This window comes from Aeromonas sp. 96A (assembly GCF_051919165.1).
Lineage (GTDB): Bacteria > Pseudomonadota > Gammaproteobacteria > Enterobacterales > Aeromonadaceae > Aeromonas > Aeromonas veronii.
In genome coordinates, this window is the sequence record NZ_JBQBFE010000001.1 from 3,969,012 (window position 1) to 3,993,696 (window position 24,685).

Consider the following 24,685-nt stretch of genomic DNA (forward strand, 5'->3'; position numbering starts at 1 on the left):
CTACCAATCGTCTTAAAATTAGCCAACGGGCGCAGAGTATAGCCCTTTTGCCATCGGGAATTCGAGGTTTTCCTGTGGCGAGCCACCCACCTCAAAAGGATGCGAGAGGTTAGCACTACAGGGAGCAATAACCAAGGAGGGCCACTTGCCATGAAGAAAGCGAGATGGGTCACTTTTCGGCATAAACTTTATGACATTGATAGTTAGAGCATTTAGGATGAGTGAAGCACTCCTCTGATCGGGTGTCCTACACTCTGTTCAGGAATAAAACCAAATAACGCATGGATGTGTATATGTTTGGGCTTTTTAACAAGGGATCCCTCCTCCCTCTGGTGGGCATTGATTTTGGCAGCCAGACCATCAAGGCCGTTACCCTCAGTGGCCGACCTGGCAAGCTTCATCTCGAATCTGTCGCCGATATTGCCACCCCGAAAGGGACGCTGGTTGACTATCAATTGCAGGATATCGAGCGCGTCAGCCAATCTCTCAAGACTCTCAAGCGCCTGATCCCAGCTCACAGCGACTATGCCGCCACTGCGGTGACCGGCTCCAACGTGATAACCAAGGTGATCCAGATTGATGCCCGCCTCAGCGACAAGGAGCTGGAGAGTCAGGTGCAGCTGGAGGCCGAGCAGATCATTCCCTTCCCCCTCGATGAAGTGAGTCTCGATTTTGAGGTGCTGAGCACCAACAATAGCGAAGATCGTCAAGATGTGCTGCTGAGCGCAGCCCGCACCGAGAGTGTCAACGGCCGGGTCAGCGCCCTTGCCGAAGCCGGTATTGCCGTCAAGGTGGTGGATGTGGGCGCCCATGCGCTGGGCCGTGCCGTGGTGGCCTGTCTGCCCGAATTGCAGGAGAGTGAACGGCCGATCGGGGTGATAGATATCGGTGCCAGTGCCATGACCTTTGCGGCGCTGGTCAAGGGCGAGGTGATCTACTCCCGCTTGCAAAACTTCGGCGGCGATCAGTACAGCCAGGCGCTCTCCTCCTTTTATGGCATGACGCTGGATGAGGCTGAGCAGGCTAAAACCAAAGGTACCTTGCCTGTTGACCATGAGCTGGATGTGTTGATGCCCCACATCAACTCGCTGCTGCAGCAAGTGCGGCGCAATATCCAGCTGTTTTGCAGTTCATCCGGTTATCGCGACATCGCAAAACTGGTGCTGACGGGGGGAGGCAGTCTGCTACCCGGTTTGTTGGTACAGGTAAAAGAAGAGGTCAATTGCGAGGTGTTGCACCCGGATCTGTTCGCCCTGTTTGGCAAGCCGAAAGGGGAGGCCGAGCTGGTACATGGTGCTAAATATATGACGGCATTCGGGTTGGCTCTGAGGAGTTTCACACCATGTCAAATATAAACCTTCTACCCTGGCGTGAAGCCCGGGCCCAGCGCCAAAAGAAACAGTTCGGAGCCTTGCTGGGGATTTTTGTGCTGGCCACGGTCGCGCTGGGATTTTTTGCCAACTGGCTGGTTGATCGCCAGATCGTCGCCCAGCAGCAGCGCAACCAGAGGCTGGTTCAGGAGATGACTATTCTGGATGCCCAGCTGGGGGAGATCCGTCTGCTCAAAGAGCGTCGCAAAGAACTGATCGATCGGATGCAGCTCATCGAGCAGTTGCAGATGCGCCGCAATGTGCCCGTCCGCCTCTTCAATCAGCTGCCTTCATTGGTGCCCAACGGGGTTTACCTCAACACCCTCTCGATGCAGAACAATATTATTGATGTAAATGGCAAGACCGAAGCCTATGGTCGGGTGGCCAGCATGATGCGGCGGATTGATGGTTCCGGCTGGCTGGGTCAGGCAAAGATAAGCACTATTTTTGCGGCTGATGTTGCGCCAGTGTCATTGAGCCAGTTTTCCATGATGTTCCTGATCGCCAACAATGCTGCGGCTGCAGGGAATGTGGCCAAGGAGCAACAATGAACCTTCAGCAACTCAACGAGTTGGATATCAATGACATAGCAAGCTGGCCAAAATGGGCAAAAGGGGTCTTCATCTTTTTCTGCTGCGTGTTGACCGGCGGCGCCATCTACTACTACGTGATTGCCAACTCACTGACCAGTTTGACTCAGGAAGCGGGGAAGGAGACCGAACTGAAAGCCCAGTTTGAAAGCAAGGCGATGCTGGCTGCCAACCTGGGGGCATACAAGGCGCAAATGGTCCAGCTTGAGCAACTGGTCGATACCCAGCTCAAGCAGTTGCCCAATACCCATGAGGTCGCCGGTCTGCTAGACGATATCAGCTTTATTGCTACCGACAACGGCTTGAAATTGAACCGGATCAACTGGGAGCCAGAGGTAAAGCACGAGTTTTCAACCGAGCTACCAATGCGTATCGAGGTAGTGGGCACTTACCATGAAATTGGAAAGTTCACCGCTGACATGGCCGCCTTGCCCCGTATCGTCATCCTTGACTCCTTCACTCTGGGTCAGAGCAAGGATGAAGGGGAGCTGATTTCGATGTCGATGTTGGCCAAGACCTACAAGTACAACGGTAAAACAGTGGAGCCGAAACAATGAGACGCATCTGCTGGTTGTTACCTGCCCTCTTGCTGGCGGCCTGTGGCGGTCAGGAGGACATGGATAGCTATGTCGCCCAGACCAAAGCAAGGCCACCCATACCTATCGAGCCCTTGCCCGAGCTGAAGCCTTTTGCCCCTATGCACTACCAGCAACGCGAGTTGCGCAGCCCCTTCATGGTTCCCCAGCCTGAGGCGACGGTCGGAAGTACAAGCACTGCCAAGGCCCAGCCGGATTGTGCTCAGACCCTGATGGATCGTGAGAAAGAGGTGCTGGAAAATTATTCGCTGGCCAGTCTGTCGATGCATGGTTCTTTGGGTAAGGCAGGCCAGTTGTGGGCCTTGATCAGCACCCCGGATGGCAAATCGATGCGCGTCGGACTCAACCAGTATATGGGGCTTGATCAGGGCCGGGTCATCAAGATCACTGACACTGCCGTGGATTTGCTGGAAACCATTCCGGACGGGAAGGGGTGCTGGGTAACAAGAGAAACCCAGTTGGCGATGGCCAATGTGCAAGAAAAACAATAATCAGGGACGAACAGCAATGAGAACAACAATCGAGAGTGTATCCAAAGTGGCTTTGCTGTTTTGCGCCAGCGCCCTCAGTCAGGCGTGGGCAGTGGCAACCCTGCAGGAGATCAAGGTCAATCCGCTGCTTGCCGATCAATTGCTGGTGGAGCTCAGTTTTAGTGAGCCGGTCACGGGCTTTACCGATCGTCTCTCTTACCAACCCAATCAGCTGTTGTTGCATGTTCCCGGTGCGGTAGGGGCACTGAAAGTGAACCCGCTGCCGATCCAGCGCCTTGGGGTAGATAATATCAAGGTTGAGGGTAAGGGCGCAGGTCTGGATATCAAAATCGCACTCGATCAGCTGGCCCCCTATCAGGTTCAGCAACAGGGGAACAAATTACTGGTGTCATTGGGCGAGGGGGCCTCTTCCGGGCTCATCAATGGTGAGAGCGCGCTGATTGCACCCGCAACCTCGGCTACTCCTGTGCCAGCGCCCTCTGCGATGGCGGCCACACCCTCTCCCTCGGCGCTGCTCAATCCTCAAGTCGTTGCCCGGTCTATGCCTGTTGCACCCGTGACAACGTCGGTAGCCACACAGCCTGCCAGCAAGCCGGTGCTTAACAACTATCAGAGCAGTGGGGGCGGCGCCTATTTCAACTCGGTTACCGGTGTGGATTTTCGTCGTGGCAAAGATGGCCAGGGGGAGTTTCTGGTCACGCTGGATAACAGCTCGGCCGCTGTTGATGTGAGCAGCCGCGGCCAGACCGTACTGGCCAAGTTTCATGGCACTCGGGTACCGGATGGCTTGCTTAATCTGATCAACGTGCAGGATTTTGCAACGCCGGTCTCTCAGGTTGAAGTCTCCCGGCAGGGCAGCGATACCCTGTTTGAACTGTCGATCAATGGTCAGTTTGATTACCGTTACGATCAGGCAGACAAGCTCTTCATTATCGAGGTGAAAAAGCGGACGACGGCCACGGCATCCAAGCAGTATCAGGGAAAGCCCATCTCATTGAACTTTCAGGATATTCCAGTCCGTACCGTATTGCAGCTTATTGCCGATTTCAACAACCTTAACTTGGTAACCACAGATTCGGTATCAGGCAATATTACCCTGCGTCTGGATGGGGTGCCGTGGGAGCAGGCGCTCGACATTATTTTGAAGGTGCGGGGTCTGGATAAGCGGCTGGATAACAACATCTTGCTGGTAGCGCCTGCAGAAGAGATCGCAACACGCGAGAAGCAACAGCTGGAGAGCCGAAATCAGGTTGCCGATTTGGCTCCGCTCTATACCGAGTATCTGCAGATAAACTATGCCAAGGCCTCGGAAGTGGCTGCCCTGCTCTCTTCCGAAAGTACCAAGTTGCTGTCACCCCGTGGTGCGGTGAGCGTGGACGAGCGAACCAACGTGCTGGTGGTCAAGGATACCGCCGATGTCATCAGCAGCATCAAACGGATGCTCGATATCCTCGATATTCCGGTCAAGCAGGTGGTGATCGAGGCGCGGATGGTGACCATTGACGACGGCTTTGATGAAGCGCTCGGGGTGCGGTGGGGAGTGACCAAAAACGATGGTCATGGCAACAGTACGTCCGGTTCCATCGAGGGGAATGATAGCTCTGGTAACAACAATGGTGGCTCGGCGATCAACCCTCGGCCATCAGCAGACGATCGGCTCAACGTCAACTTGCCGGTGACCAATGCGGCCGGTACTTTGGCCTTCCAGGTTGCCCGTCTGGCTGATGGCACCTTGCTGGATCTCGAGTTGTCGGCGTTGGAAAAAGAGAGCAAGGCCGAGATTATCGCCAGTCCGCGTGTGACCACGGCGAACCAGAAACCGGCATTGATCGAGCAGGGTACCGAGATCCCCTATGTGGAGTCCTCTTCCAGTGGCGCTACCTCGGTTACCTTCAAGAAGGCGGTATTGAGCCTGAAGGTTACTCCGCAGATCACCCCTGACAATCGGGTGATTCTCGACCTGACCGTGACCCAGGATACCAAGGGTGAAACGGTACCGACCGGTACCGGTGATGCGGTTTCCATCAACGCCCAGTCCATCACCACTCAGGTGTTGGTGAACAATGGCGAGACCCTGGTGCTGGGCGGCATCTATCAGCAGACCATAAAGAGCGATGTGACCAAGGTGCCGCTGCTGGGTGACATTCCCGGATTGGGGGCCTTGTTCCGCAAGACCACCAGCGAGAACAAAAAGCGGGAGTTGCTGATTTTCGTGACGCCCAAGATAGTCACCGACGCCTTCTGAATGCTTTACATGTGAGGGTAAAACACATATAACCTTACGCCCCAATGAGGCTGGGGCGTAAGGGCTGCGGTTGCCAGTCCCGATATCTATTGAGATAATCCCCCTCCTGATCCATCGCAAGATAAGGTTCATAGGTACCCCGATCCAGTATTCATCGGGGTCGTACAGTTTGTAATTACTAACGAAAAGACATGGCTGAGAAACGCAATATTTTCCTGATAGGTCCCATGGGTGCGGGCAAGAGCACCATAGGTAGACATCTGGCAGAACAACTGCATATGGAGTTTTTCGACTCAGATCATGAGATTGAGCGCCGCAGTGGTGCTGATATCGGCTGGGTGTTCGATGTTGAAGGCGAAGAAGGTTTCCGGATTCGCGAAGAGAAGGTGATCGGCGAATTGTCAGAGCAGCAGGGTATCGTGCTGGCGACGGGTGGCGGTGCCATCAAGAGTCGCGAAACCCGCAACAAGTTGTCTGCTCGCGGCATCGTGGTCTACCTCGAAACCACTATCGAAAAGCAGCTGGCGCGCACACAGCGAGACAAACGCCGCCCTCTGCTACAGACCGAAGAACCGGCACGCGAAGTGCTGGAACGTCTGGCACAAGAGCGCAATGCCCTGTATGAAGAGGTTGCCGACTTTGTTGTGCACACCGATGACCAGAGCGCAAAAATCGTTGCCAATCAAATTGTAAAGCTGATCGGTATGTAATCTAGAGGACGTCCATGGAACGGTTGAAGGTCGAACTGGGTGAACGCAGCTATCCCATCGAGATAGCTGCCGGGTTGTTGCAGCGCCCCGAGGCGCTGGTATCGACCATCAAGGGCAAGCGGGTGATGATAGTGACCAACACGGTCGTTGCTCCGCTTTATCTTGAACAGGTAACCGCTCTGTTGTCGGGTTTTCAGGTTGAACACCTGATCCTGCCTGACGGCGAGGCGTACAAGAGCCTGGCGACCTTTGAGCAGATCATGTCTGCTCTGCTTGAAACCAACCATGGGCGCGATACGACACTGATCGCTCTGGGGGGCGGCGTGATCGGGGATGTGGTGGGCTTTGCGGCAGCAAGCTATCAACGTGGCATTCCTTTTATCCAGATCCCGACCACTCTGCTCTCCCAGGTTGACTCCTCTGTTGGCGGTAAAACCGCTGTCAACCACCCCCTCGGCAAGAACATGATTGGGGCTTTTTATCAGCCCAAACAAGTTGTTATCGATACCGAATGTCTGAGTACCTTGCCCGCCCGCGAATTTGCCGCAGGGATGGCCGAGGTGATCAAGTACGGCATCATTTGGGATGCTGATTTCTTCAGCTGGCTGGAGCAGAACATGGTGCGTCTGCAACAGCTGGAACCTGCCGCGCTGGCCTACGCCATCAAACGCTGCTGCGAGATCAAAGCCGATGTGGTCGGTCAGGATGAGACCGAGCACGGCGTCCGTGCGCTGCTCAATCTGGGTCACACCTTTGGTCATGCCATCGAGGCCGAGCAGGGGTATGGCAACTGGCTGCACGGTGAAGCAGTATCCGCCGGCACCATGCTGGCAGCCTGGACTGCGCAGGCCCGTGGCGATATGAGCGAAGCGGACGTTGCGCGAGTGCGCGCCCTGCTGCTGGCCGCCAATCTGCCCATTCATGCGCCTGCCGAGATGGATTTCGCCGCCTTTATTCGCCATATGCGCCGTGACAAGAAGGTGCTGGAAGGCAAGCTGCGTCTGGTGTTGCCGGTTGGTATCGGCCATGCGCAGGTGGTGGGGGATGTGTCCGATGCCGAGTTGCTGGCGGTGATCGAGTCTGGTCGTGACGAATAAACTGCTAAAACTTCCTTCCCAGCGGCAGCTGGTTGACCGGCTGCTGCATCTGATTGAATTCAATCACCCTTTCATTTTTCTCTCCGGTAAACCCGGTTGTGGTCGCGGTACGCTGTGCGAATCCCTGCTCGGCGTGTTGCCGGAAAAAGTGCGGGTGGTGAGCCTGATCGGCACGCCTGCCATGAAGATGGTGGATGTGCGTCAGCTGTTATTGCCACAGGTAGTGGCGCGCCCGCTGTTCAATCCACAGGATGCGCTGGCGGAGAGCTTCTTTCGCATGCTGGAGGGGAGCAAGCCTGCCACCCTGCTGCTGTTGATAGAGCGGGCCGACCAGTTGCCAGCCGAACTGCTGGGAGAGTTGTGGGCGATCATCCGTCATAACGATACCCTGGCGACGCCCCATCAGCTGGCCATTATTGTCTCGGGCAGTGACGTCTGGTGTCGTACGCAACGACCGCAGCTCAAAGGGCGTGCCATGCCAGCCCTTGAGCTGGAAGTGCCGCCACTGAGCCCGCCCGAGCAGCGCATCTTCTTGTATGAGAAAGCCAAAGAGCTCAAGATCCCGGCGACCCTCTTGCCCAAGCCGCAAGTGGAGGAGATCCTGAAAACGGCGAACGGACATCCGTCCACCATCATGCAGTTACTGGAGGATATCATGACCGACAGAAGGCCCAAGAAGCGTCAGGCGGAGTTGCCTGTCAAGAAGATTGCCACCGCTATCGCGCTGGTCGCTGGCGGCCTGCTGGCGCTGAGCTACCTGCTGCCTGCGCTGTTTGACAATGAAAGCAAACCGGCACTGCAGGATCCGGCGCAAAATACGGCATTGCCGATCCCGGTAGCGGGAGGCGATCCCCTCACCGCTGGCGGTTCGAATACCGATTCCGCTGCACAAGGCGCGCAAAACAGCGCTGCAGCCAGTAATCCCAACGGGGTGGTGAAAGATTGGCAGCCGGAGGCGAAAGTGCTGCCCAAATCGGTGGAGAGCGAAACTGTGACCACCGAATCAACCAATTACGAAGGGCGTCGGGTGGTGATCTCTGACGAGGTCGTGCAAAAGCTGATGACCGAACCCAAGGTGAGCGGCGCACTGCCTACTGACGTGGTGGACGAGCTGACCGGCAAGAACCCGAGTGGCACAGCCCCCAGTGGTGCAGTCGCAACCACAGCACCAGCCAGCACTAGCAAGGTACAGAACCCGGTGACAACCGCAACGCCTGCTGCCACCACCAAAACCGCCAGCAACGAGCCGGTTGCCGCGCCAGCACCCAAGGTGGCCCTGACACCGGTCGCCACCTTGAACAAGAAGCCGCGCAATCACTACAGCGTTCAGCTGATGGGGGCGAGCAACACCAAGGCGGTGGATCAGTTTGTCGCCGAGCATGGTCTGGCGGGCAAGGTATGGGTCTATCAGACCAAATTCCGTGGCAGCCCTTGGTACGTGGTGCTGCAAGGGGATTATGCCGGTCTGACCCAGGCCAAAAGTGCCATTCGCAAGCTTCCGCCAGCCTTGCTGAAAGGCCAGCCCTGGCCCAAGTCGTTTGCACAGGTACAAAAAGAGCTGAAGCAATAGCCTTGATACCGGATAAGGGGGTAGAATCGTCCCCCTTTTTGGGTCTTGCCTTCTTACACACCGGATTTCCATGAAAAAAACACGCGCTTTTTTAAAATGGGCCGGGGGAAAATACTCCCTGGTTGAAGAGATTGCCGAGCGCCTGCCGGCCGGGCGTGTGTTGCTGGAGCCCTTCGTCGGGGCCGGGTCAGTGTTTCTCAACACCGACTACGACGCGTATGTGCTCAACGACATCAATCCGGATCTGATCTGCCTGTACAACCACCTCAAGCTGACGCCGGACAGTTTCATTGCCGAGGCGCGCAAGCTGTTTGTGGCAGAGCACAACCACAAGGCGGCCTATTACCGGCTGCGTACCCAGTTCAATCAGACCGAGACCACCTTCGAGCGGGCACTCTTGTTCCTGTTTCTCAACCGTCACGGTTTCAACGGACTGTGCCGCTACAACAAGAAGGGCGGCTTCAACGTGCCGTTCGGTTCCTACAAGAAACCCTATTTCCCGGAAAAAGAGCTGTGGGCCTTTGCCGAAAAGGCGCAGAAGGCGACCTTTATCTGCGAGAGCTACGCCGATGCCATCAAGCGTGCCGAAGAGGATTGGGTTATTTACTGTGATCCACCCTATGCGCCGCTCTCCACTACGGCGAGCTTCACCACCTATGCCTCCGGTGGGTTTACCCTGGATGATCAGGCGATCCTGGCTCGACTGGCCCGCCACACAGCCGCTCACAAAGGGGTGCCGGTGCTGATCAGCAACCACGATATCGAGCTGACTCGTGAGCTTTATCGCGGTGCCCGCCTCGACGAGATCCTGGTCAAGCGCACTATCAGCCGCAACGGCGGCACCCGCAACAAGGTGGCCGAGTTGTTGGCGCTCTATCCCCCCGGTATCGAGCCGGAGCAGGGCTACTATCCCAGCGACAGTGAACTGCTGCCACTGACGTAACAGACCATGCGGCGCCCAGGGGCGCCGTTTTTTTATGGGCGCGCCTGGGCCCGTGCCGATGCCCCAAAACCCGGGTGGCTGGGGGAGGGGAGGCGATTGCCCCATTTCTCCCGCTTTCGAGTCGTTTTCGCCCGCCATTTACGTTAAAATTGCGCCGCTTTTTCTCCCTGGCTGCCAATGGATGATGCTGATGAAAGACTTTCTGATTGCCCCCTCGATCCTCTCTGCCGATTTTGCCCGTCTGGGTGACGACGTAGCCAAGGTACTGGCTGCCGGTGCTGACGTGGTTCACTTCGACGTGATGGACAACCACTATGTCCCCAACCTGACCATTGGCCCCATGGTCTGTCAGGCGCTGCGTGACTTTGGTATCGAGGCCCCCATCGACGTGCATCTGATGGTCAAGCCGGTAGATCGCATCATTCCTGATTTTGCCAAGGCGGGTGCTTCCCTCATCACCTTCCATCCGGAAGCCTCCGACCATGTCGACCGTTCTCTGGGCCTGATCAAGGAGATGGGCTGCCAGGCCGGTCTGGTGCTTAATCCGGCTACCTCGCTCTCCTGCCTCGAGTATGTGATGGACAAGCTGGACGTGATCCTGCTGATGTCGGTCAACCCGGGCTTCGGTGGCCAGAGCTTTATCCCCGGCACCCTCGACAAGCTGCGTCAGGTACGTCGCCTGATCGACGAGAGCGGCCGTGACATTCGCCTCGAGATCGATGGTGGGGTGAAGGTCGATAACATTCGCGAGATCGCCGAAGCGGGTGCCGACATGTTTGTCGCCGGCTCTGCCATTTTCAGCCAGCCTGACTACAAGGCGGTGATCGACAAGATGCGTGCGGAGCTGGCTCATGTCACACGCTGAGCGCGCATTTGATTTGGTGCTGTTCGATCTGGACGGCACCCTGATTGACAGTGCCGCCCAGCTGGCGCTGGCGGTCAATCTGACTCTGGCTGATCTGGGTCTGGAACAAGCTGATGAAGCGGTTATCCGTACCTGGGTCGGCAATGGTGCCGACAAGCTGATCCAGCGGGCGCTCGCCTATCGCGAGGCCGATCCCGAGCTGTTTGCCAAGGCCAGACCGATTTTTTTCCAGCACTACAACGCATGCCTGCTGCAAGGGCTGGCGATGTATGACGGGGTGGCCCAGAGTCTGCGTCGCTTGCAAAGCCTGGGCTACAAGCAGGCGATCGTCACCAACAAGCCGAGCGATTTCGTGGCACCCATCCTCGATGCCCTTGGCATCAGCGATTGTTTCGAACTCTGGCTTGGCGGCAACTGCGTGCCGGTCAAGAAGCCGAGCCCGGAGCCCTTGCTGCACGCTTGCCAAGAGTTGGGGGTGAGCCCGGCTCGCACTCTAATGGTGGGCGACTCAGAAAATGACGTGCTGGCGGCCAAGGCGGCTGGCATGAAGGTGGTGGGTCTTACATACGGCTACAACTATGGCCGTCCCATCGCCGACTCCCATCCAGACTGGGTATTCGAGCAGTTTGCCCAGCTCGATGCACTTTTGGTCTAATAGCGCAGCTGGGCTGGCTGAATAACAAGGATTAACACTCTCATGACTAAACCAATCGTATTGAGCGGAGCGCAACCCTCCGGTCAACTGACCATCGGCAACTACATGGGGGCCCTGCGTCAGTGGGTCAACATGCAGGATGAGTTCGACTGCCTCTACTGCATCGTCGATCTGCACGCCATCACCACTCGCCAGGACCCGGCTGCCCTGCGCAAGGCTTGTCTGGATGCGGCTGCCCTCTATCTGGCGGTCGGTATCGATCCCAAGAAGAGCACCGTCTTTATCCAGTCTCACGTGCCGCAGCACGCCGAGCTGGGCTGGATCCTCAACTGCTATACCCAGATGGGTGAGCTGTCGCGCATGACCCAGTTCAAGGACAAGTCCGCCCGTTTCGAGAACAACGTCAACGTCGGCCTGTTCGGCTATCCGGTGCTGATGGCGGCCGACATCCTGCTCTATCAGGCCAATCAGGTGCCGGTCGGCAACGACCAGAAGCAGCATCTGGAGCTGACCCGTGACATCTGTACCCGTTTCAACAACCTCTATGGTGAAGTGTTCACCATGCCGGAGCCTTTCATTCCGACCGAAGGGGCGCGGGTGATGAGTCTGCAGGATCCGACCAAGAAGATGTCCAAGTCGGATGACAACGAGGCCAACTTCATCGGCCTGCTGGAAGATCCCAAGCAGATCGTCAAGAAGATCAAGCGTGCGGTGACCGACTCCGACGAGCCGGCTGTGGTGCGTTTCGACCCGGAAAACAAACCGGGTGTCTCCAACCTGCTGACCCTGATGTCCGGTGTGACCGGCCGCTCCATCCCCGAGCTGGAGCAGCACTTCGAAGGCAAGATGTACGGTCACCTCAAGACCGAAACCGCCGAAGCCGTGGTGGCGCTGCTGGAACCGATCCAGGCTCGTTTCCACGAGTTGCGTCAGGATGAGGCCCATCTGATCGCGATTCTGGCTGAAGGCGCACAAAAGGCGCGCGAAAGAGCTGAAAAAACCCTGACCAGCGTATATGATGTAGTCGGCTTCGTTCCTCGAGCCTGACATACTGGGAAGGTGTAGTAGAAGAGAGCTGGGTATTTGCCTGGCTTTCTTTATTTTCTGCCTAGCTATTTTGTTTAATTTCTTTATTTCAACCTGGGTAATATCCCCAAGAGAAAGCATGCCTGTTCAACCAACTATTTCTGCTGAAGAGCTGAGTGACAAAGGTCACTGGCTACGTAAATTTCGCAAGGCGAAAAACCTCAATACCCTGCAGTTGATGGTCTCCAATGCCATCGACAAGCACCATAAAACCCCTGCCGTTGCTGCCGCCATCTATCTGGCCGAGTGTCAGCGTGAACGGGAAATGGAACAGGGTCGTTATCTCGATCGTTAATTCTCCGCTGTTGGTTATCTCATGCTGTTGTTGATCGATAACTACGACTCTTTTACCTGGAACCTGGTGCAATATTTCGGTGCCCTGGGACAAGAGGTTGTGGTCAAGCGCAATGATGAACTGACGCTTGATGCCATCACGCAACTCTCCCCCCGTTTTCTGGTGATCTCTCCCGGTCCCTGTACGCCCAATGAGGCGGGGATCTCTCTCGATGCCATCAGCCACTTTGCTGGCAAGCTGCCCATTCTCGGCGTCTGTCTCGGTCATCAGTCGCTGGCGCAGGCCTTCGGCGCCCGCGTAATACGTGCCCGTCAGGTAATGCACGGCAAAACCTCGCTCATCCGCCATTGCAATGAGGGGGTGTTCAAGGGGCTCAACAACCCGCTGAGGGTGACCCGTTACCACTCCTTGGTGGTGGAGCGCGACACGCTGCCTGACTGCTTCGACATCACCGCCTGGAGCGAGCATGCCGATGGCTCGTTTGACGAGATCATGGGGCTGCGCCACAAGACGCTCCCTGTCGAGGGTGTTCAGTTCCATCCGGAGAGTATTTTGAGTGAACAGGGCCATCAGTTGCTGGCCAACTTTCTGGCGCGTTCATAAAAAGTTGTGATCGCCTTCTCAAGTTCGAGAGAAGGCAAAAAAAATTTCCCTGACACTTTATTCACCCCCTCTCCTGCCCAAATTATCTCTTGCCAAGCCCCCCTGAGTCGTTATGCAATGCGGTTGCCTAAAATCTCAAGAGCAATCGAACATTGTTCCTTATAGGCCGTCTTGTTACAGACTTTTTACTTTATTTCTGTGATAATCCCGTCACGTTTACACGGATTTAACTTTTGGGCGGTGGATTATTCTGTCGCCGAATCGAAGGAGAGCTATATGTCAGAGTTGTTGGCAGTGACACGTGAAGTGTTTGATGAAGTGATGGTTCCCAACTATGCGCCCGCTAAGATCATCCCGGTGCGTGGTGAAGGGTCACGTGTCTGGGATCAGGAAGGGCGCGAGTATGTCGACTTCGCCGGTGGCATCGCCGTCAACGGTTTGGGTCACTGTCATCCCAAGCTGGTTGAGGCCCTGAAAACCCAGGGCGAGAAGCTGTGGCACCTCTCCAACGTCATGACCAACGAGCCTGCCCTGCGTCTGGCCAGGAAGCTGGTCGCCGCCACCTTCGCCGACAAGGTCTACTTCTGCAACTCCGGCGCCGAAGCAAACGAGGCTGCCCTCAAGCTGGCTCGCCGCTACGCCATCGAGAAGTTTGGCGAGCAGAAGACCCAGATCATCGCCTTCAATCAGGGCTTCCACGGTCGTACCTTCTTTACCGTCAGCGTCGGTGGCCAGGCTGCCTACTCAGATGGCTTCGGTCCCAAGCCCGGTGACATTACCCACGTACCCTACAACGATCTGGCGGCGCTGGCCGAGGTGATCTCCGACAACACCTGCGCCGTGGTGATGGAGCCGCTGCAAGGGGAGGGGGGCATCATTCGTCCTACCGACGAGTTTGCCAAAGGGGTGCGCGAGCTGTGCGACAAACACAATGCCCTGCTGGTGTATGACGAAGTGCAGTCAGGGGTAGGGCGGACCGGTGATCTCTATGCCTATATGGGTCTGGGCGTCACGCCGGACATCCTCACCAGCGCCAAGGCGCTGGGGGGCGGTTTCCCCATCGGCGCCATGCTGACCACCGACGAAATCGCTTCTTACCTGAAAGTGGGCACTCACGGCTCTACCTACGGCGGCAACCCGCTGGCCTGTGCGGTCGCCGAGGCGGTGATCGACGTGATCAATACCCCGGAGGTGCTGGCGGGCATCAAGCAGCGCGAACAGCTGTTCCGCGAGGGGCTCGAGGCGATCAACGCCAAATACCACTGCTTTAGCGAGATCCGCGGCAAGGGTCTGCTGCTGGGCGCGGCCCTGAGCGATGCCTACAAGGGGCGTTCCCGCGACTTCCTGCTGGCCTCCATCGATCAGGGGCTGATGGCACTGGTGGCCGGTACCAACGTGGTTCGTTTTGCCCCTTCACTGGTGATCCCGGAAGCGGACATCAAGGAAGGGTTGGCCCGCTTCGAGAAGGCGGTTGCCCAGGTGGTTAACGCCTGATTCCAAATTGAGGTGGGGAGCTCTCCCGGCAGGAGCCGGGACCCCACCTGTCGTCAATGAAAGGGAGTTGTCATTTATGTTGGTTATCCGTCCCATCGAGCAAAAAGATTTTGCCGGGCTCAAGACCTGCGCCATCGAGTCCGGCACCGGCATGACCTCGTTGCCCGTCAACGATGAGCTGCTGCAGCGCAAGATTGACGCCTCTACCCAGACTTTTTCCGACAAGCCCGCCGGCAAGGGGGACTGCCTCTACTTCTTCGTGGCCGAGGATCTGGAGACCGGCGAGATGGTCGGCACCTGTGCCATCGATGCCGCGGTTGGTCTCTCCCAGCCGTTTTACAACTACCATATCGGCAAGGTGGTGCACTCTTCCCCCAAGCTCGGCATCTACAACGTCGTTGAAACCCTGACCCTCTCCAACGACTACACCGGCAACTCCGAGCTCTGCACCCTGTTCTTGCGCGAATGTGCCCGCGAGGGGCTCAACGGCCGTCTGCTCTCCAAGCACCGCTTTCTGTTTATGGCCGAGCACCCCGAGCTGTTTGACGAGACCGTCTTCGCCGAGATGCGCGGCGTTTCCGATGCCAACGGTCACAGCCCCTTCTACGAGTGGCTGCAAACCCATTTCTTCTCGATGGATTTTCCCACCGTCGACTATCTGACCGGCATCGGCAAGAAGCGCTTTATCGCCGAGTTGATGCCCAAGTACCCCATCTACGTCAATTTGCTGAGCAAAGAGGCACGGGCCGTTATCGGTCAGACCCACGAGAAGACCCGTCCAGCCATCAAGATGCTGCAGGACGAGGGCTTCGTGAACCGTGGCTACGTCGATATCTTCGATGCGGGCCCCACCGTCGAGTGTGACGTGAAGAATATCCGCAGCGTGCGCCGCAGCAAGAAGCTGCGGGTGCTGGTGGGCGAGCCCATCGGTGGCAAGACCCACCTTATCTGCAACAGCCGTTTCGAGCATTACCGCGCCTGCTACGGCAATATCCGGGTCGATCTCGACAAGCACGAAGCCATTATCCCGCCCAAGATGGCGGCGGCACTCAAGGTGCAGGATGGCGACATGGTGCGGGTGGTTGACCTCGACTGAGACAAACAGGACAAGCAAACCGATTATCAGACAGGCAGCCGAGGCTGCCTGCCAGCGACAGGGAGTGAATGGATGAGCCAGTTAGTGCAATTTATCGACGGTCAGTGGCTTGCCGGTGAAGGCAAGCCGTTCGAGTCAACCGATCCGGCCAAGAACGAGGTGATCTGGCAGGGGGCTGCCGCCAGTGCGGCGCAGGTGGATGCGGCCGTCAAGGCCGCCCGTGCCGCCTTCTATCACTGGGCGGACATGAGCCTTGAGGATCGTCTGGCCATAGTGCGTCGTTATGCCGACCTGCTCGGCGAGCAGAAAGAGGCACTGGCCCTGACTATCGCCCGCGAAACCGGCAAACCGCTGTGGGAGACCCGCACCGAAGTGGCCGCCATGCAGGGCAAGATTGCCATCTCCATCCGGGCGCACGACGAGCGCACCGGCACTGTTGAAAATGCCATGCCGGGCGCCAAGGCGTTTGTCCGTCACAAGCCCCACGGTGTGGTTGCGGTGTTCGGCCCTTACAACTTCCCGGGGCATCTGCCCAACGGCCATATAGTCCCGGCGCTGATTGCGGGTAACGCCGTGGTGTTCAAACCCTCCGAGCTGACACCCATGGTGGCCGAAGCCATGGTCAAGGTGTGGCAGGAGGCGGGGCTGCCCAAGGGCGTGCTCAATCTGGTGCAAGGGGAGGTCGAGACCGGCAAGTCGCTGGCTGGCAACCCGGATATCGACGGCCTCTTCTTCACCGGCTCCTCCCGCACCGGCCATTTCCTCCATCAACAGTTTGCCGGCCAGCCGGGCAAAATTCTGGCCCTCGAGATGGGCGGCAACAATCCGCTGATCGTGAAAGACGTGAGCGACATCGACGGCGCCGTCCATGCCATCGTCCAGTCGGCGTTCATCACTTCCGGTCAGCGCTGTACTTGCTCCCGCCGCCTGTTTGTCGAGCGCGGCGAGCGGGGCGATGCCCTGGTCAATCGACTGGTCGAGGTGGTTAGCCAGATCAAGGTCGGCCTCTATGACGCAGCCGAGCAGCCGTTCATGGGCTCGATGATAAGCGAGAAGGCTGCGATTGGCATGGTCGAGGCGCAAGCCAACCTGCAGCGCCTCGGTGGCGAGAACTTGCTTACCCTCAAGCACCTGGAAGCGGGCACAGGCTTTGTCTCCCCGGGCATTATCGACGTGACCTCAGTGAGCGCGTTGCCTGACGAAGAGTACTTCGGCCCGCTGCTGCAGCTCATTCGCTATGACGATTTCGATGCTGCCATCGATCAGGGCAACGCCACCCGCTACGGTCTCTCGGCCGGTCTGCTGGGTGACAAGGAGGCGGACTGGCACCACTTCTTCAAGCGGATCCGCGCCGGCATCGTCAACTGGAACAAGCCCATCACCGGTGCCTCCAGTGCCGCGCCGTTTGGTGGCATTGGCGCCTCTGGCAACCACAGGGCGAGCGCCTACTACGCCGCAGACTATTGTGCGTACCCGGTTGCCTCTGTCGAAGACAGCAAAGCCGCTATGCCGGATCAACTGTCGCCCGGCCTGCACTTCTAATAACGACACGGGGCATCCAGCGGTGCCCCCATCTGTACCCGCAATCAAAGGAAAGAGAGATGCAAAAGGATATCGACACCCTGTTCAGCCATCTGTGGGACAACTACATCAAGGTGACCCCGAGCGCCCTCAAGGTGCACACCCTGCTGGGTGGCGGCGAGCCCATCGTCAACGATCACGTGGCGTTTCGTACCTACAACCTGCCCAAGCTGGGGCTGGAGAAGCTGGCCGCCCACTTCCTGGCGCTCGGTTACGAGCAGAAGGGCGAGTACGTTTTCAAGGCCAAGAAGCTCTACGCCAAGCACTTCGAGCATCAGGATCCGGACGCTCCCAAGGTGTTTATCAGCGAGCTGAAAGTGGAAGAGCTCTCTCCGGCTGCCCAGGCCATCATCCACAAGCTGGCGGATCAGGTGCCCGATCATTTGACCGATACCCCGGCATTTCTCTACACCGGCGCCCCCTGGCAGGTCTCCTATGCCGATTATCAGACTCTGCTGGCGGAGAGCGAGTACGCGGCCTGGATGGCAGCATGGGGCTATCGTGCTAACCACTTCACGGTCAATATCAACAAGTTGAAGGATTTCGACACCATCCATCAGGTCAATGCGGCGCTCAAGGCGGCGGGTTTTGTGCTCAACAGCGTGGGTGGCGAGGTGAAAGGGGACCCGCAGGTGATGCTGGAGCAATCCTCCACCATGGCCGACAAAGCCGAGGTGCCGTTCAGCGATGGGGTGCGTACTATCCCGAGCTGCTTCTACGAGTTTGCCCTGCGCTATCCGCAGGCCGATGGCGTGCTCTATCCGGGCTTTGTCGAGGCCTCGGCGGACAAGATCTTCGAATCGACGAATGCCATGTAACGGGAGCCACCCTGTTTCAGTCGCAACGCCTCCTTTGTGGAGGCGTTTTGTTTGGCGCAGAGTGACGGTGGCGAGTGTTGTCTGACGCCGCGTGGGGAGGGGATTTGTGCGGCGCTCAACCGGTAAATGTGTGTTGATAAAAATGTGAACTAGATCACTTGAGACGACACAGATTGACGCTGGCGGTGGAGCAAAAAGGAGTAGAATGGCGCTTTATTTTTGCGGGGCCAATCGATGCCTAACTATCACTTTTTCAAGCAGGGTCAGGCGCTTACCTATCTAGATGCCAATGCACCCAGCTATAGCGATGAGCGTCGTCAACTGGTCGAACAGGGATTTGCCGCCATCGCCGCCCCCACCTTTGCAGATACCCCGGCCGAAGCCCTTGAGCTGCTTCGCACTCATCAGGCACTACAGGATGAGGCCAACGCCAAACGCCCTTTGTTTGACGGTTGCCGCTATTCCGGCAGCGATCGCAACTCTGTCCGGGCACTGACGCTACCGCCATGTTCACATGAATAAAAAATGGTGCCACTGTGATGGCACCATTTTATCGGTTTGCCTGCTTGCCCCTGAGCCGTTTAGCGCGGGTGCAGGTCACCTTCGATAACCAGCACGGTATCCATCCCTGCCGCCTTGCCAGCCTCAAGCCCGATCCGGGTATCTTCAAACACCAGACAGTTGGCGGGATTGGCGCCGAGCAGCTCGGCCACCCGCAAAAAGGTGTCGGGGTGCGGTTTGTGGTTGGTGACATCATCGGCGCTCACCACCACCGAAATATAGGCGTCGAGTCCGGTACTTTTGAGGATGGAGTCCGCCTGATTGCGCGGTGAGCCGGTGCCAATCCCCATCTTGACCTTGCCGTGATAGTGCCTGACCAGTTCCCACATCTTGGGAAAGACGCTGGCCTTGTCGATATGTTCCATATAGAGGGCAATCTTGCGACGGGTAAAGGCCTCGACATCCACCGTCAGCCCCTGCTGCTCGGCCAGCATGGCGATGATCTTGCGGGTGGGAATGCCGCCGTACTGATAGAGCTGTTCCCGCTCGAAGGGGATGCCGAATTCGGCGCAGGTGAGCTCCCAGGCATCCAGATGAAGGGGCATGGAATCTACCAAAGTGCCATCCATATCGAAAATCAGGGCATCGTAGTGATCAAACCCGTACTGCTCACGCTCGCTCATGGGGGCTCCTCGAATCAAATAGAGCAGGCTAGCAGAAACGGTCGGCGTTTTGTGGGATCGGCTTCATGGTTGGGCAGATTGTGGCCGCCGTTTTTTCTATCTCTTGCTGATTTGTGAGACAATAATCCGTTCATTGCCGGATACTTTGGCATATCAGATCTGCGAGTCCGCTTATGACCTCGAAAATATCCCCTAAAACCATCTTCTCCAGTGTGGCGCTGGTGATCGCGCTCGGTTCACTGGAAAAGAGCATCGTCACCACCCCGCTGCCCATGATTGGCGCCGAGCTGCACGCCGGTGCCGCCCTCACCTGGGTGGTCACCGCCTATCTGCTGGCGGCCACCGCCGTGCTGCCCCTCTACGGCAAGCTGAGCGATCTCTTTGGTCGGGTGCGGATGCTCAATATCGGCATCGGCCTGTTTCTGGCAGGCTCGGTGGCCTGCGCCCTCTCCCAGGATCTGCAGACCCTGCTGGCAGCGCGGGTGCTGCAAGGGCTGGGGGGCGGCGGTCTGATTGCCCTCGCGTTTACCGTGATTGCCGACACCATTCCGCCGCGGGAGGTGGGCAAGTATCAGGGCTACATCTCGGCGGTCTATGCGGTCTCCAGCATCGCTGGCCCCTTGCTTGGCGGCTACTTCACCGAGCAACTCAGCTGGCGCTGGATCTTCTGGATCAATCTGCCGCTCGGGGCGCTGGCAGTCTTTCTCATCAACCGCAACCTCAAGCAGCTCAACGTGCGTCGCCACAGTCGCTTCGACTGGAAGGGGGCGGGTCTGCTGATTACCGTCACCACGCTCACCCTGTTGCTGCTCTCGCCGGAGGCGGCGCTGCCCGCCGTCTGGCTTTCGGCGGCGCTGGGCGTTGCACTGCTGCTGCTCATTCTGATTGAGCGGCGCGCCCACGACCCCATATTGCCTGCCCATCTGGCCCGGTTGCCCGGCTATCTGGTGAGCGTGCTGCTGGTGATGCTCTCCCAGCTGCTGATGTTTGCCGTGCTGGTCTATCTGCCGTTGCAGATGCAGTGGCAGAAGGGGATGAGCGCCAGCGAGAGCGGCGCCATCATGGTCATCTTCATGATTTGCATCACTGCCGGCGCTTTTGTCGGCGGTAAGCTGATTGGCCGTACCGGTCACTACAAGAGCTTTGTCGCGGTGGGCTTTGGCCTCGCAGCAGTGGCGCTCTGGCAGATCCACTTCGATGCCTGGGTCAAGCTGGCCCTCGGGTTTGCCGGTATCGGTCTGGGTCTGGTGCTGCCCGCCCTCTCGGTGGTGGTACAGAATGCCCTGCCACGGCAGGATCGTGGCATCGGCATGTCGCTGTTCAACTTCGGGCGGGAGCTTGGCGGTGCCGTCGGCGTGGCCATCTGCTCCATGCTGTTTCACTTCCGCCTGCCAGCCGGCAGCGATGGCGATCTGAGCCGACTTGCCCCCGATCTGCTGGCCCCGGGCTTCAGCGCGACCTATATCGGTATGGCACTGATCGCCACGTTGGCGCTGCTCATCACATTGCTGGCGTTGAAGCGCCATGAGCTGGCCTCTATCAGCGCCTGATCAGGCCTGCGCCGACATTGACTCACCATAGATAGCATCAGGGCTCCCCGCGGGGAGCCCTGATTGTTATTTGGCGAATAGAGTGGCTGCTGCCATCAAGCCATGCGCGAGTTACTCCTGCGCCGGACTCTCCTTGCCTGCCAGCTGGCTCAGCCAGGCGAAGCGGCGATTGGCCTCCTGCTCCGCCTCTTCATAGAGCTGGCTGGCCACCTCCGGCAGCTGGCGTTCCAGCCGCTGGAAGCGGGGCTCATGGCGCAAGGTCTCGGCCAGCGAGGCATTGGGTGCCCGCGAGTCGAGCGCCAGCGGCAATTTACCCTCGTCAGCGCGGCGCGGATCGAAGCGGTAGAGCGGCCAGAAGCCGGTGGCGGTCAGCTGCTTCATCTGCTCATGGCTCTCGGCCATGTCGTAGCCATGCTCCTCGCAGGGGCTGTAGGCGATGATGAGCGAGGGGCCCGGGTAGGCTTCCGCCTCCTGAATCGCCTTCACCGTCTGGTTCATCTGGGCGCCGAGGGAGATTTGCGCCACATAGACGTGGCCATACATCATCACGCTGGCCCCGAGATCTTTGCGTGCCTTGCGTTTGCCCTGCTCGCCAAACTTGGTGATGGCACCGAGTGGCGTCGCCTTCGACTGCTGGCCGCCGGTGTTGGAGTAGCACTGGGTATCGAGCACCAGCACATTGATGTTCTCCCCCAGACTCAGCACATGATCGAGCCCGCCAAAGCCGATGTCGTAGGCCCAGCCATCGCCACCGATGAGCCAGACCGATTTTTCCACCAGATAGTCCGCATCGCGAGCCAGTTCTTGGGCTGCCGGGATCTGGCTCTCCTGCAGCAGCGCTCGCAACTGCTGGATATGGGCCCGCTGCTCGGAAACCGGCAGGGTGGCATCGCCGAGCGCCTCGCGCAGCGCTGCCGGTATGGTGTCGCCCAGGCTCGCCAGCAGACGGCGCACCCGCTCCCTGTGCTGATCGACGGTAAGACGGAAGCCCAGTCCGAACTCGGCGTTGTCTTCAAACAGCGAGTTGGCCCATGCTGGCCCGCGCCCGTCGGCGTTGGTGGTGTAGGGGGTGGTAGGCAGGTTGCCGCCATAAATGGACGAGCAGCCGGTGGCGTTGGCAATCAGCAGCCGATCGCCATAGAGCTGGGTCAGCAGCTTGATATAGGGGGTCTCGCCACAGCCGGAGCAGGCGCCCGAGTATTCAAACAGCGGCGAGATGAGCTGGGAGGTGCGGATGTCGATGCGCTCCAACTGCTCGGCGCTGCGCTCAGGCAGGTCGAGGAAGAAGTCGTAGTTGGCCTTCTGCTTGTCGAGGTGATCGAGGCGTGAAGCCATATTGATCGCCTTGCGATCCGGGTTGCTGCGATCCTTGGCCGGGCACACCTCGACGCAGAGATTGCAGCCGGTGCAATCCTCCGGTGCCACCTGCAGCACGTACTGCTGGCCGCGCATGTCACGGGATTTCACATCCAGCGTATCGAGAGTGGTAGGAGCAGCGGCCAGCGCATCGGGTTCTACCACCTTGGCGCGAATGGCCGAGTGGGGACAGGCGGCGACACAGTAGTTGCACTGGGTGCAGAGCTCCGCCTCCCAGATGGGGATCTCCTTGGCGATGTTGCGCTTCTCCCAGCGAGTGGTGCCGACCGGCCAGGTACCATCCGGCGGGAAGGCGGAGACAGGCAGGTTGTCACCCAGCCCCGCCAGCATGGCGGCGGTGACGGTCTGGACAAAATCGGGGGCCTTGGCCGAAACCACCGGCGGGCGCGGGCGGCTGGCGGGATCCAGCTCACCCAGTGGCACTCGGGTCAGAGCGGCGCAGGTTGCCTCCAGTGCCATCCAGTTGCGCTCGACCAGTGTCTGCCCCTTGCTGCCATAGCTGCTGGCGATGGCCTGCTTCAGCAGGCTGGTCGCCTCTGCGGGGGGAATGATGGAGCTGAGCTGGAAGAATGCCATCTGCATCACGGTATTGATGCGGTTGCCGAGCTGGCAATCGCGGGCAATCCTGGCGGCGTTGATGATGTAGAAGCGCGCCTCTTTCTCGCGCAGGGCATGCTGCACCTCGCTGGGGAGGCGCTGCCAGATATCCGCTTCGCTGTAGGGGGTGTTAAGCAGGAAGATGCCGCCCGCCTTCAAGCGCTCCGCCATCCGGTACTTGTCGACAAACTGCCACTGATGGCAGCCGATAAAGTCCGCCTCTTCCACCAGATAGGCCGATTGGAGCGGCCGCTCGCCTACCCGCAGGTGAGAGACGGTGAGGCCGCCCGCCTTCTTGGAGTCGTAGACGAAATAGCCCTGCGGATAGAGGTCGGTGTGGTTGCCGAGGATCTTGATGCTGTTCTTGGCCGCCGAGACGGTGCCATCGCTGCCAAGGCCGTAGAAGAGCGCCTCCAGCTTGTGTTGCTGGCCGTGGATGGGGCTTTGCGAATTCAGCGCGGGCAGCGGTAGCGAGAGACCTGTGATGTCATCGAAGATGCCGACGGTAAAGCGCGGACGCGGGTTCTCCTGCGCCAGTTCGGCAAACACCGCCAGCGCGCAGGCGGGGCCGAACTCTTTGGAGGAGAGGCCATAGCGGCCGCCGATAACCCGCGGCAGGCTTGCCCGCTCGCCCCGGCTGACCGCTTCGGCCAGCGCCGCCATCACGTCGAGATAGAGGGGCTCGGCCTGTGCGCCCGGCTCCTTGGTACGATCCAGAACGGCGATGGTGTGGGCACTCTCCGGAATCGCGGCCAGCAGGTGCTTGGCCGAGAAGGGGCGGTAGAGGCGCACCTTCACCACCCCCACCTTCTCCCCTTGGGCCAGCAGGCGCTCGATCACCTCTTCACAGGTGCCAATCGCCGAGCCCATCAGCACCACAATCCGCTCCGCCTGCGGGTGGCCGACATATTCAAACGGTCGGTAGTGGCGGCCGGTCTGCTCGCCAAAAGCCTGCATCGCCTCGCTCACATGGCCATAGGCGGCGTCATACCAGGGGTTGCTCGCCTCCCGGCACTGGAAGTAGGTGTCCGGGTTGGCGGCGGTGCCGCGAATGACCGGTTTGTCGGGGGTGAGCGCCCGGTCACGATGGGCTCGGATGGCATCTGCGGGCAACAGGGCACGCAGGGTGTCGTCAGCGAGCGGCGCTATCTTGGCGATCTCGTGAGAGGTACGAAAGCCGTCGAAGAAGTGGATAAAGGGGAGGCGGCTGTTGAGGCTCGCTATCTGGGAGATCAGGGCAAAGTCCTGCGCCTCCTGCACATTGCTGGCACAGAGCATGGCGCAGCCGGTCTGGCGCACCGCCATCACGTCCGAGTGATCGCCAAAGATCGATAGCGCATGGGTCGCCACGGTGCGTGCCGCCACATGCAGCACAAAGGGAATGAGCTGACCCGCCAGCTTGTAGAGGTTGGGGATCATCAGCAGCAAACCCTGCGACGAGGTAAACGAGGTCGCCAGCGCGCCGGTCTGCAGGGCGCCGTGGACGGCGGCGATAGCGCCCCCTTCCGACTGCATCTCGACAACTCGGGGCACATCCCCCCAGAGGTTCTTGCCCCGCTCGCTCGACCAGGCCGACGACTGCTCAGCCATGGCCGAACTGGGGGTGATGGGGTAGATGGCGATGACTTCGCTGGTGCGGTACGCCACCGAGGCGACCGCGTTATTCCCGTCTGTGGTGATCATCTGTTTTCCACTTTGCTATGCCAGTTTGAAGGCCGATAGTTGCATCGGCAATGGATAGGTCGCTGGCATAGTAAGAGGGGCAATGAGAGCGTATCAAACGGGATAAATAATCAATTAATAAGTCAGTAATAGTGGTTAATTTAATCCCGCAGCGTGGGGGCATGATTTTCTGCTGACAGCAAACGGGAG

22 protein-coding genes are annotated in these 24,685 nt (G+C 58.6%); 20 read left to right on the forward strand and 2 right to left on the reverse strand.

What is annotated here, in order from left to right:
- Nucleotides 1-293: 293 nt before the first annotated feature.
- The 19 genes from tapM to ACTG2W_RS18520 all read left to right on the forward strand — a co-directional run bounded on the left by tapM (nt 294) and on the right by ACTG2W_RS18520 (nt 18,627).
- Nucleotides 294-1,355 carry a PilM family type IVa pilus assembly protein TapM gene (tapM, locus tag ACTG2W_RS18430; protein ID WP_042082638.1) on the forward strand — a complete coding sequence of 354 codons (1,062 nt, stop codon included), beginning with the start codon at nt 294-296 and terminating at the stop codon, nt 1,353-1,355.
- Entirely contained in the window at nt 1,343-1,921 is a 579-nt protein-coding gene (gene tapN / locus ACTG2W_RS18435) for a PilN family type IV pilus biogenesis protein TapN (protein ID WP_005353997.1), read from the forward strand. Before tapM ends, tapN begins: the two co-directional genes overlap by 13 nt.
- Nucleotides 1,918-2,517, forward strand: a complete 600-nt coding sequence (gene tapO, locus ACTG2W_RS18440) for a PilO family type IV pilus biogenesis protein TapO (RefSeq protein ID WP_019446350.1) — start codon at nt 1,918-1,920, stop codon at nt 2,515-2,517. The genes tapN and tapO overlap by 4 nt, the downstream gene beginning before the upstream one ends.
- Nucleotides 2,514-3,047: a pilus assembly protein PilP gene (locus ACTG2W_RS18445; RefSeq protein ID WP_005335020.1), complete on the forward strand. Its 534-nt coding sequence runs from the start codon at nt 2,514-2,516 to the stop codon at nt 3,045-3,047. Before tapO ends, ACTG2W_RS18445 begins: the two co-directional genes overlap by 4 nt.
- Before the next feature lie 16 nt (nt 3,048-3,063).
- Nucleotides 3,064-5,292, forward strand: coding sequence for a type IV pilus secretin PilQ (locus ACTG2W_RS18450; protein WP_106842800.1), 2,229 nt, complete (start codon nt 3,064-3,066; stop codon nt 5,290-5,292).
- 191 nt (nt 5,293-5,483) lie between these two features.
- Complete coding sequence (gene aroK, locus ACTG2W_RS18455) at nt 5,484-6,002, forward strand: shikimate kinase AroK (RefSeq protein WP_005335014.1); 519 nt, start codon at nt 5,484-5,486, stop codon at nt 6,000-6,002.
- A gap of 14 nt (nt 6,003-6,016) precedes the next feature.
- Nucleotides 6,017-7,099: a 3-dehydroquinate synthase gene (aroB, locus tag ACTG2W_RS18460; protein WP_005335012.1), complete on the forward strand. Its 1,083-nt coding sequence runs from the start codon at nt 6,017-6,019 to the stop codon at nt 7,097-7,099.
- Nucleotides 7,089-8,669, forward strand: a complete 1,581-nt coding sequence (locus tag ACTG2W_RS18465; RefSeq protein ID WP_106842799.1) for an SPOR domain-containing protein — start codon at nt 7,089-7,091, stop codon at nt 8,667-8,669. The genes aroB and ACTG2W_RS18465 overlap by 11 nt, the downstream gene beginning before the upstream one ends.
- A gap of 70 nt (nt 8,670-8,739) precedes the next feature.
- Nucleotides 8,740-9,612: a Dam family site-specific DNA-(adenine-N6)-methyltransferase gene (locus ACTG2W_RS18470; protein WP_005335008.1), complete on the forward strand. Its 873-nt coding sequence runs from the start codon at nt 8,740-8,742 to the stop codon at nt 9,610-9,612.
- Nucleotides 9,613-9,802: 190 nt separating this feature from the next.
- A complete protein-coding gene (gene rpe, locus ACTG2W_RS18475) occupies nt 9,803-10,477 on the forward strand; it encodes a ribulose-phosphate 3-epimerase (protein ID WP_058055646.1) in 675 nt (224 codons plus the stop codon).
- On the forward strand, nt 10,464-11,132 hold the full coding sequence (locus tag ACTG2W_RS18480; RefSeq protein ID WP_005335004.1) for a phosphoglycolate phosphatase: 669 nt from the start codon (nt 10,464-10,466) through the stop codon (nt 11,130-11,132). The genes rpe and ACTG2W_RS18480 overlap by 14 nt, the downstream gene beginning before the upstream one ends.
- Before the next feature lie 42 nt (nt 11,133-11,174).
- Nucleotides 11,175-12,179: a tryptophan--tRNA ligase gene (trpS, locus tag ACTG2W_RS18485; protein WP_005362251.1), complete on the forward strand. Its 1,005-nt coding sequence runs from the start codon at nt 11,175-11,177 to the stop codon at nt 12,177-12,179.
- Nucleotides 12,180-12,297: 118 nt separating this feature from the next.
- Nucleotides 12,298-12,513 (forward strand): hypothetical protein, encoded by a 216-nt coding sequence (locus ACTG2W_RS18490; RefSeq protein WP_005334997.1) that lies wholly within the window; start codon nt 12,298-12,300, stop codon nt 12,511-12,513.
- A 21-nt stretch (nt 12,514-12,534) separates the two neighbouring features.
- Complete coding sequence (locus tag ACTG2W_RS18495) at nt 12,535-13,116, forward strand: aminodeoxychorismate synthase component II (RefSeq protein WP_106842798.1); 582 nt, start codon at nt 12,535-12,537, stop codon at nt 13,114-13,116.
- Between the two features lie 276 nt (nt 13,117-13,392).
- Nucleotides 13,393-14,610 carry an aspartate aminotransferase family protein gene (locus tag ACTG2W_RS18500; RefSeq protein ID WP_106842797.1) on the forward strand — a complete coding sequence of 406 codons (1,218 nt, stop codon included), beginning with the start codon at nt 13,393-13,395 and terminating at the stop codon, nt 14,608-14,610.
- 76 nt (nt 14,611-14,686) lie between these two features.
- Nucleotides 14,687-15,706 (forward strand): arginine N-succinyltransferase, encoded by a 1,020-nt coding sequence (gene astA / locus ACTG2W_RS18505; RefSeq protein ID WP_005334994.1) that lies wholly within the window; start codon nt 14,687-14,689, stop codon nt 15,704-15,706.
- 72 nt (nt 15,707-15,778) lie between these two features.
- Entirely contained in the window at nt 15,779-17,248 is a 1,470-nt protein-coding gene (gene astD, locus ACTG2W_RS18510; RefSeq protein WP_421309091.1) for a succinylglutamate-semialdehyde dehydrogenase, read from the forward strand.
- A 59-nt stretch (nt 17,249-17,307) separates the two neighbouring features.
- The gene (locus ACTG2W_RS18515; RefSeq protein ID WP_021229798.1) at nt 17,308-18,105 is read left to right on the forward strand and encodes a DUF1338 domain-containing protein; all 798 of its coding nucleotides are present in this window, start codon (nt 17,308-17,310) and stop codon (nt 18,103-18,105) included.
- Between the two features lie 234 nt (nt 18,106-18,339).
- Entirely contained in the window at nt 18,340-18,627 is a 288-nt protein-coding gene (locus tag ACTG2W_RS18520) for a hypothetical protein (protein ID WP_421309089.1), read from the forward strand.
- 59 nt (nt 18,628-18,686) lie between these two features.
- Here the strand turns inward: ACTG2W_RS18520 and ACTG2W_RS18525 are convergent, their stop codons facing one another.
- The gene (locus tag ACTG2W_RS18525) at nt 18,687-19,289 is read right to left on the reverse strand and encodes an HAD family hydrolase (RefSeq protein WP_151286603.1); all 603 of its coding nucleotides are present in this window, start codon (nt 19,287-19,289) and stop codon (nt 18,687-18,689) included.
- Nucleotides 19,290-19,462: 173 nt separating this feature from the next.
- On the opposite strand from ACTG2W_RS18525, the gene ACTG2W_RS18530 reads away from it, so the two are divergent.
- Nucleotides 19,463-20,839, forward strand: coding sequence for an MDR family MFS transporter (locus ACTG2W_RS18530; protein ID WP_421309087.1), 1,377 nt, complete (start codon nt 19,463-19,465; stop codon nt 20,837-20,839).
- Between the two features lie 111 nt (nt 20,840-20,950).
- On the opposite strand, the gene nifJ is transcribed toward ACTG2W_RS18530, so the two are convergent.
- The gene (gene nifJ, locus ACTG2W_RS18535; RefSeq protein WP_421309085.1) at nt 20,951-24,496 is read right to left on the reverse strand and encodes a pyruvate:ferredoxin (flavodoxin) oxidoreductase; all 3,546 of its coding nucleotides are present in this window, start codon (nt 24,494-24,496) and stop codon (nt 20,951-20,953) included.
- Nucleotides 24,497-24,685 lie beyond the last annotated feature (189 nt).

What these genes read in the sequence shown, in the direction of transcription:
- ACTG2W_RS18495 (WP_106842798.1), top strand. Translation starts at nt 12,535, where the DNA reads ATGCTGTTGTTGATCGATAACTACGACTCTTTTACCTGGAACCTGGTG.
- aroK (WP_005335014.1), top strand. Translation starts at nt 5,484, where the DNA reads ATGGCTGAGAAACGCAATATTTTCCTGATAGGTCCCATGGGTGCGGGC.
- ACTG2W_RS18520 (WP_421309089.1), top strand. Translation starts at nt 18,340, where the DNA reads ATGCCTAACTATCACTTTTTCAAGCAGGGTCAGGCGCTTACCTATCTA.
- astA (WP_005334994.1), top strand. Translation starts at nt 14,687, where the DNA reads ATGTTGGTTATCCGTCCCATCGAGCAAAAAGATTTTGCCGGGCTCAAG.
- astD (WP_421309091.1), top strand. Translation starts at nt 15,779, where the DNA reads ATGAGCCAGTTAGTGCAATTTATCGACGGTCAGTGGCTTGCCGGTGAA.
- ACTG2W_RS18530 (WP_421309087.1), top strand. Translation starts at nt 19,463, where the DNA reads ATGACCTCGAAAATATCCCCTAAAACCATCTTCTCCAGTGTGGCGCTG.
- ACTG2W_RS18515 (WP_021229798.1), top strand. Translation starts at nt 17,308, where the DNA reads ATGCAAAAGGATATCGACACCCTGTTCAGCCATCTGTGGGACAACTAC.
- ACTG2W_RS18500 (WP_106842797.1), top strand. Translation starts at nt 13,393, where the DNA reads ATGTCAGAGTTGTTGGCAGTGACACGTGAAGTGTTTGATGAAGTGATG.
- ACTG2W_RS18445 (WP_005335020.1), top strand. Translation starts at nt 2,514, where the DNA reads ATGAGACGCATCTGCTGGTTGTTACCTGCCCTCTTGCTGGCGGCCTGT.
- ACTG2W_RS18480 (WP_005335004.1), top strand. Translation starts at nt 10,464, where the DNA reads ATGTCACACGCTGAGCGCGCATTTGATTTGGTGCTGTTCGATCTGGAC.
- tapM (WP_042082638.1), top strand. Translation starts at nt 294, where the DNA reads ATGTTTGGGCTTTTTAACAAGGGATCCCTCCTCCCTCTGGTGGGCATT.
- ACTG2W_RS18490 (WP_005334997.1), top strand. Translation starts at nt 12,298, where the DNA reads ATGCCTGTTCAACCAACTATTTCTGCTGAAGAGCTGAGTGACAAAGGT.
- ACTG2W_RS18470 (WP_005335008.1), top strand. Translation starts at nt 8,740, where the DNA reads ATGAAAAAAACACGCGCTTTTTTAAAATGGGCCGGGGGAAAATACTCC.
- trpS (WP_005362251.1), top strand. Translation starts at nt 11,175, where the DNA reads ATGACTAAACCAATCGTATTGAGCGGAGCGCAACCCTCCGGTCAACTG.
- ACTG2W_RS18450 (WP_106842800.1), top strand. Translation starts at nt 3,064, where the DNA reads ATGAGAACAACAATCGAGAGTGTATCCAAAGTGGCTTTGCTGTTTTGC.
- ACTG2W_RS18525 (WP_151286603.1), bottom strand. Translation starts at nt 19,289, where the DNA reads ATGAGCGAGCGTGAGCAGTACGGGTTTGATCACTACGATGCCCTGATT.
- tapN (WP_005353997.1), top strand. Translation starts at nt 1,343, where the DNA reads ATGTCAAATATAAACCTTCTACCCTGGCGTGAAGCCCGGGCCCAGCGC.
- nifJ (WP_421309085.1), bottom strand. Translation starts at nt 24,496, where the DNA reads ATGATCACCACAGACGGGAATAACGCGGTCGCCTCGGTGGCGTACCGC.
- tapO (WP_019446350.1), top strand. Translation starts at nt 1,918, where the DNA reads ATGAACCTTCAGCAACTCAACGAGTTGGATATCAATGACATAGCAAGC.
- aroB (WP_005335012.1), top strand. Translation starts at nt 6,017, where the DNA reads ATGGAACGGTTGAAGGTCGAACTGGGTGAACGCAGCTATCCCATCGAG.
- rpe (WP_058055646.1), top strand. Translation starts at nt 9,803, where the DNA reads ATGAAAGACTTTCTGATTGCCCCCTCGATCCTCTCTGCCGATTTTGCC.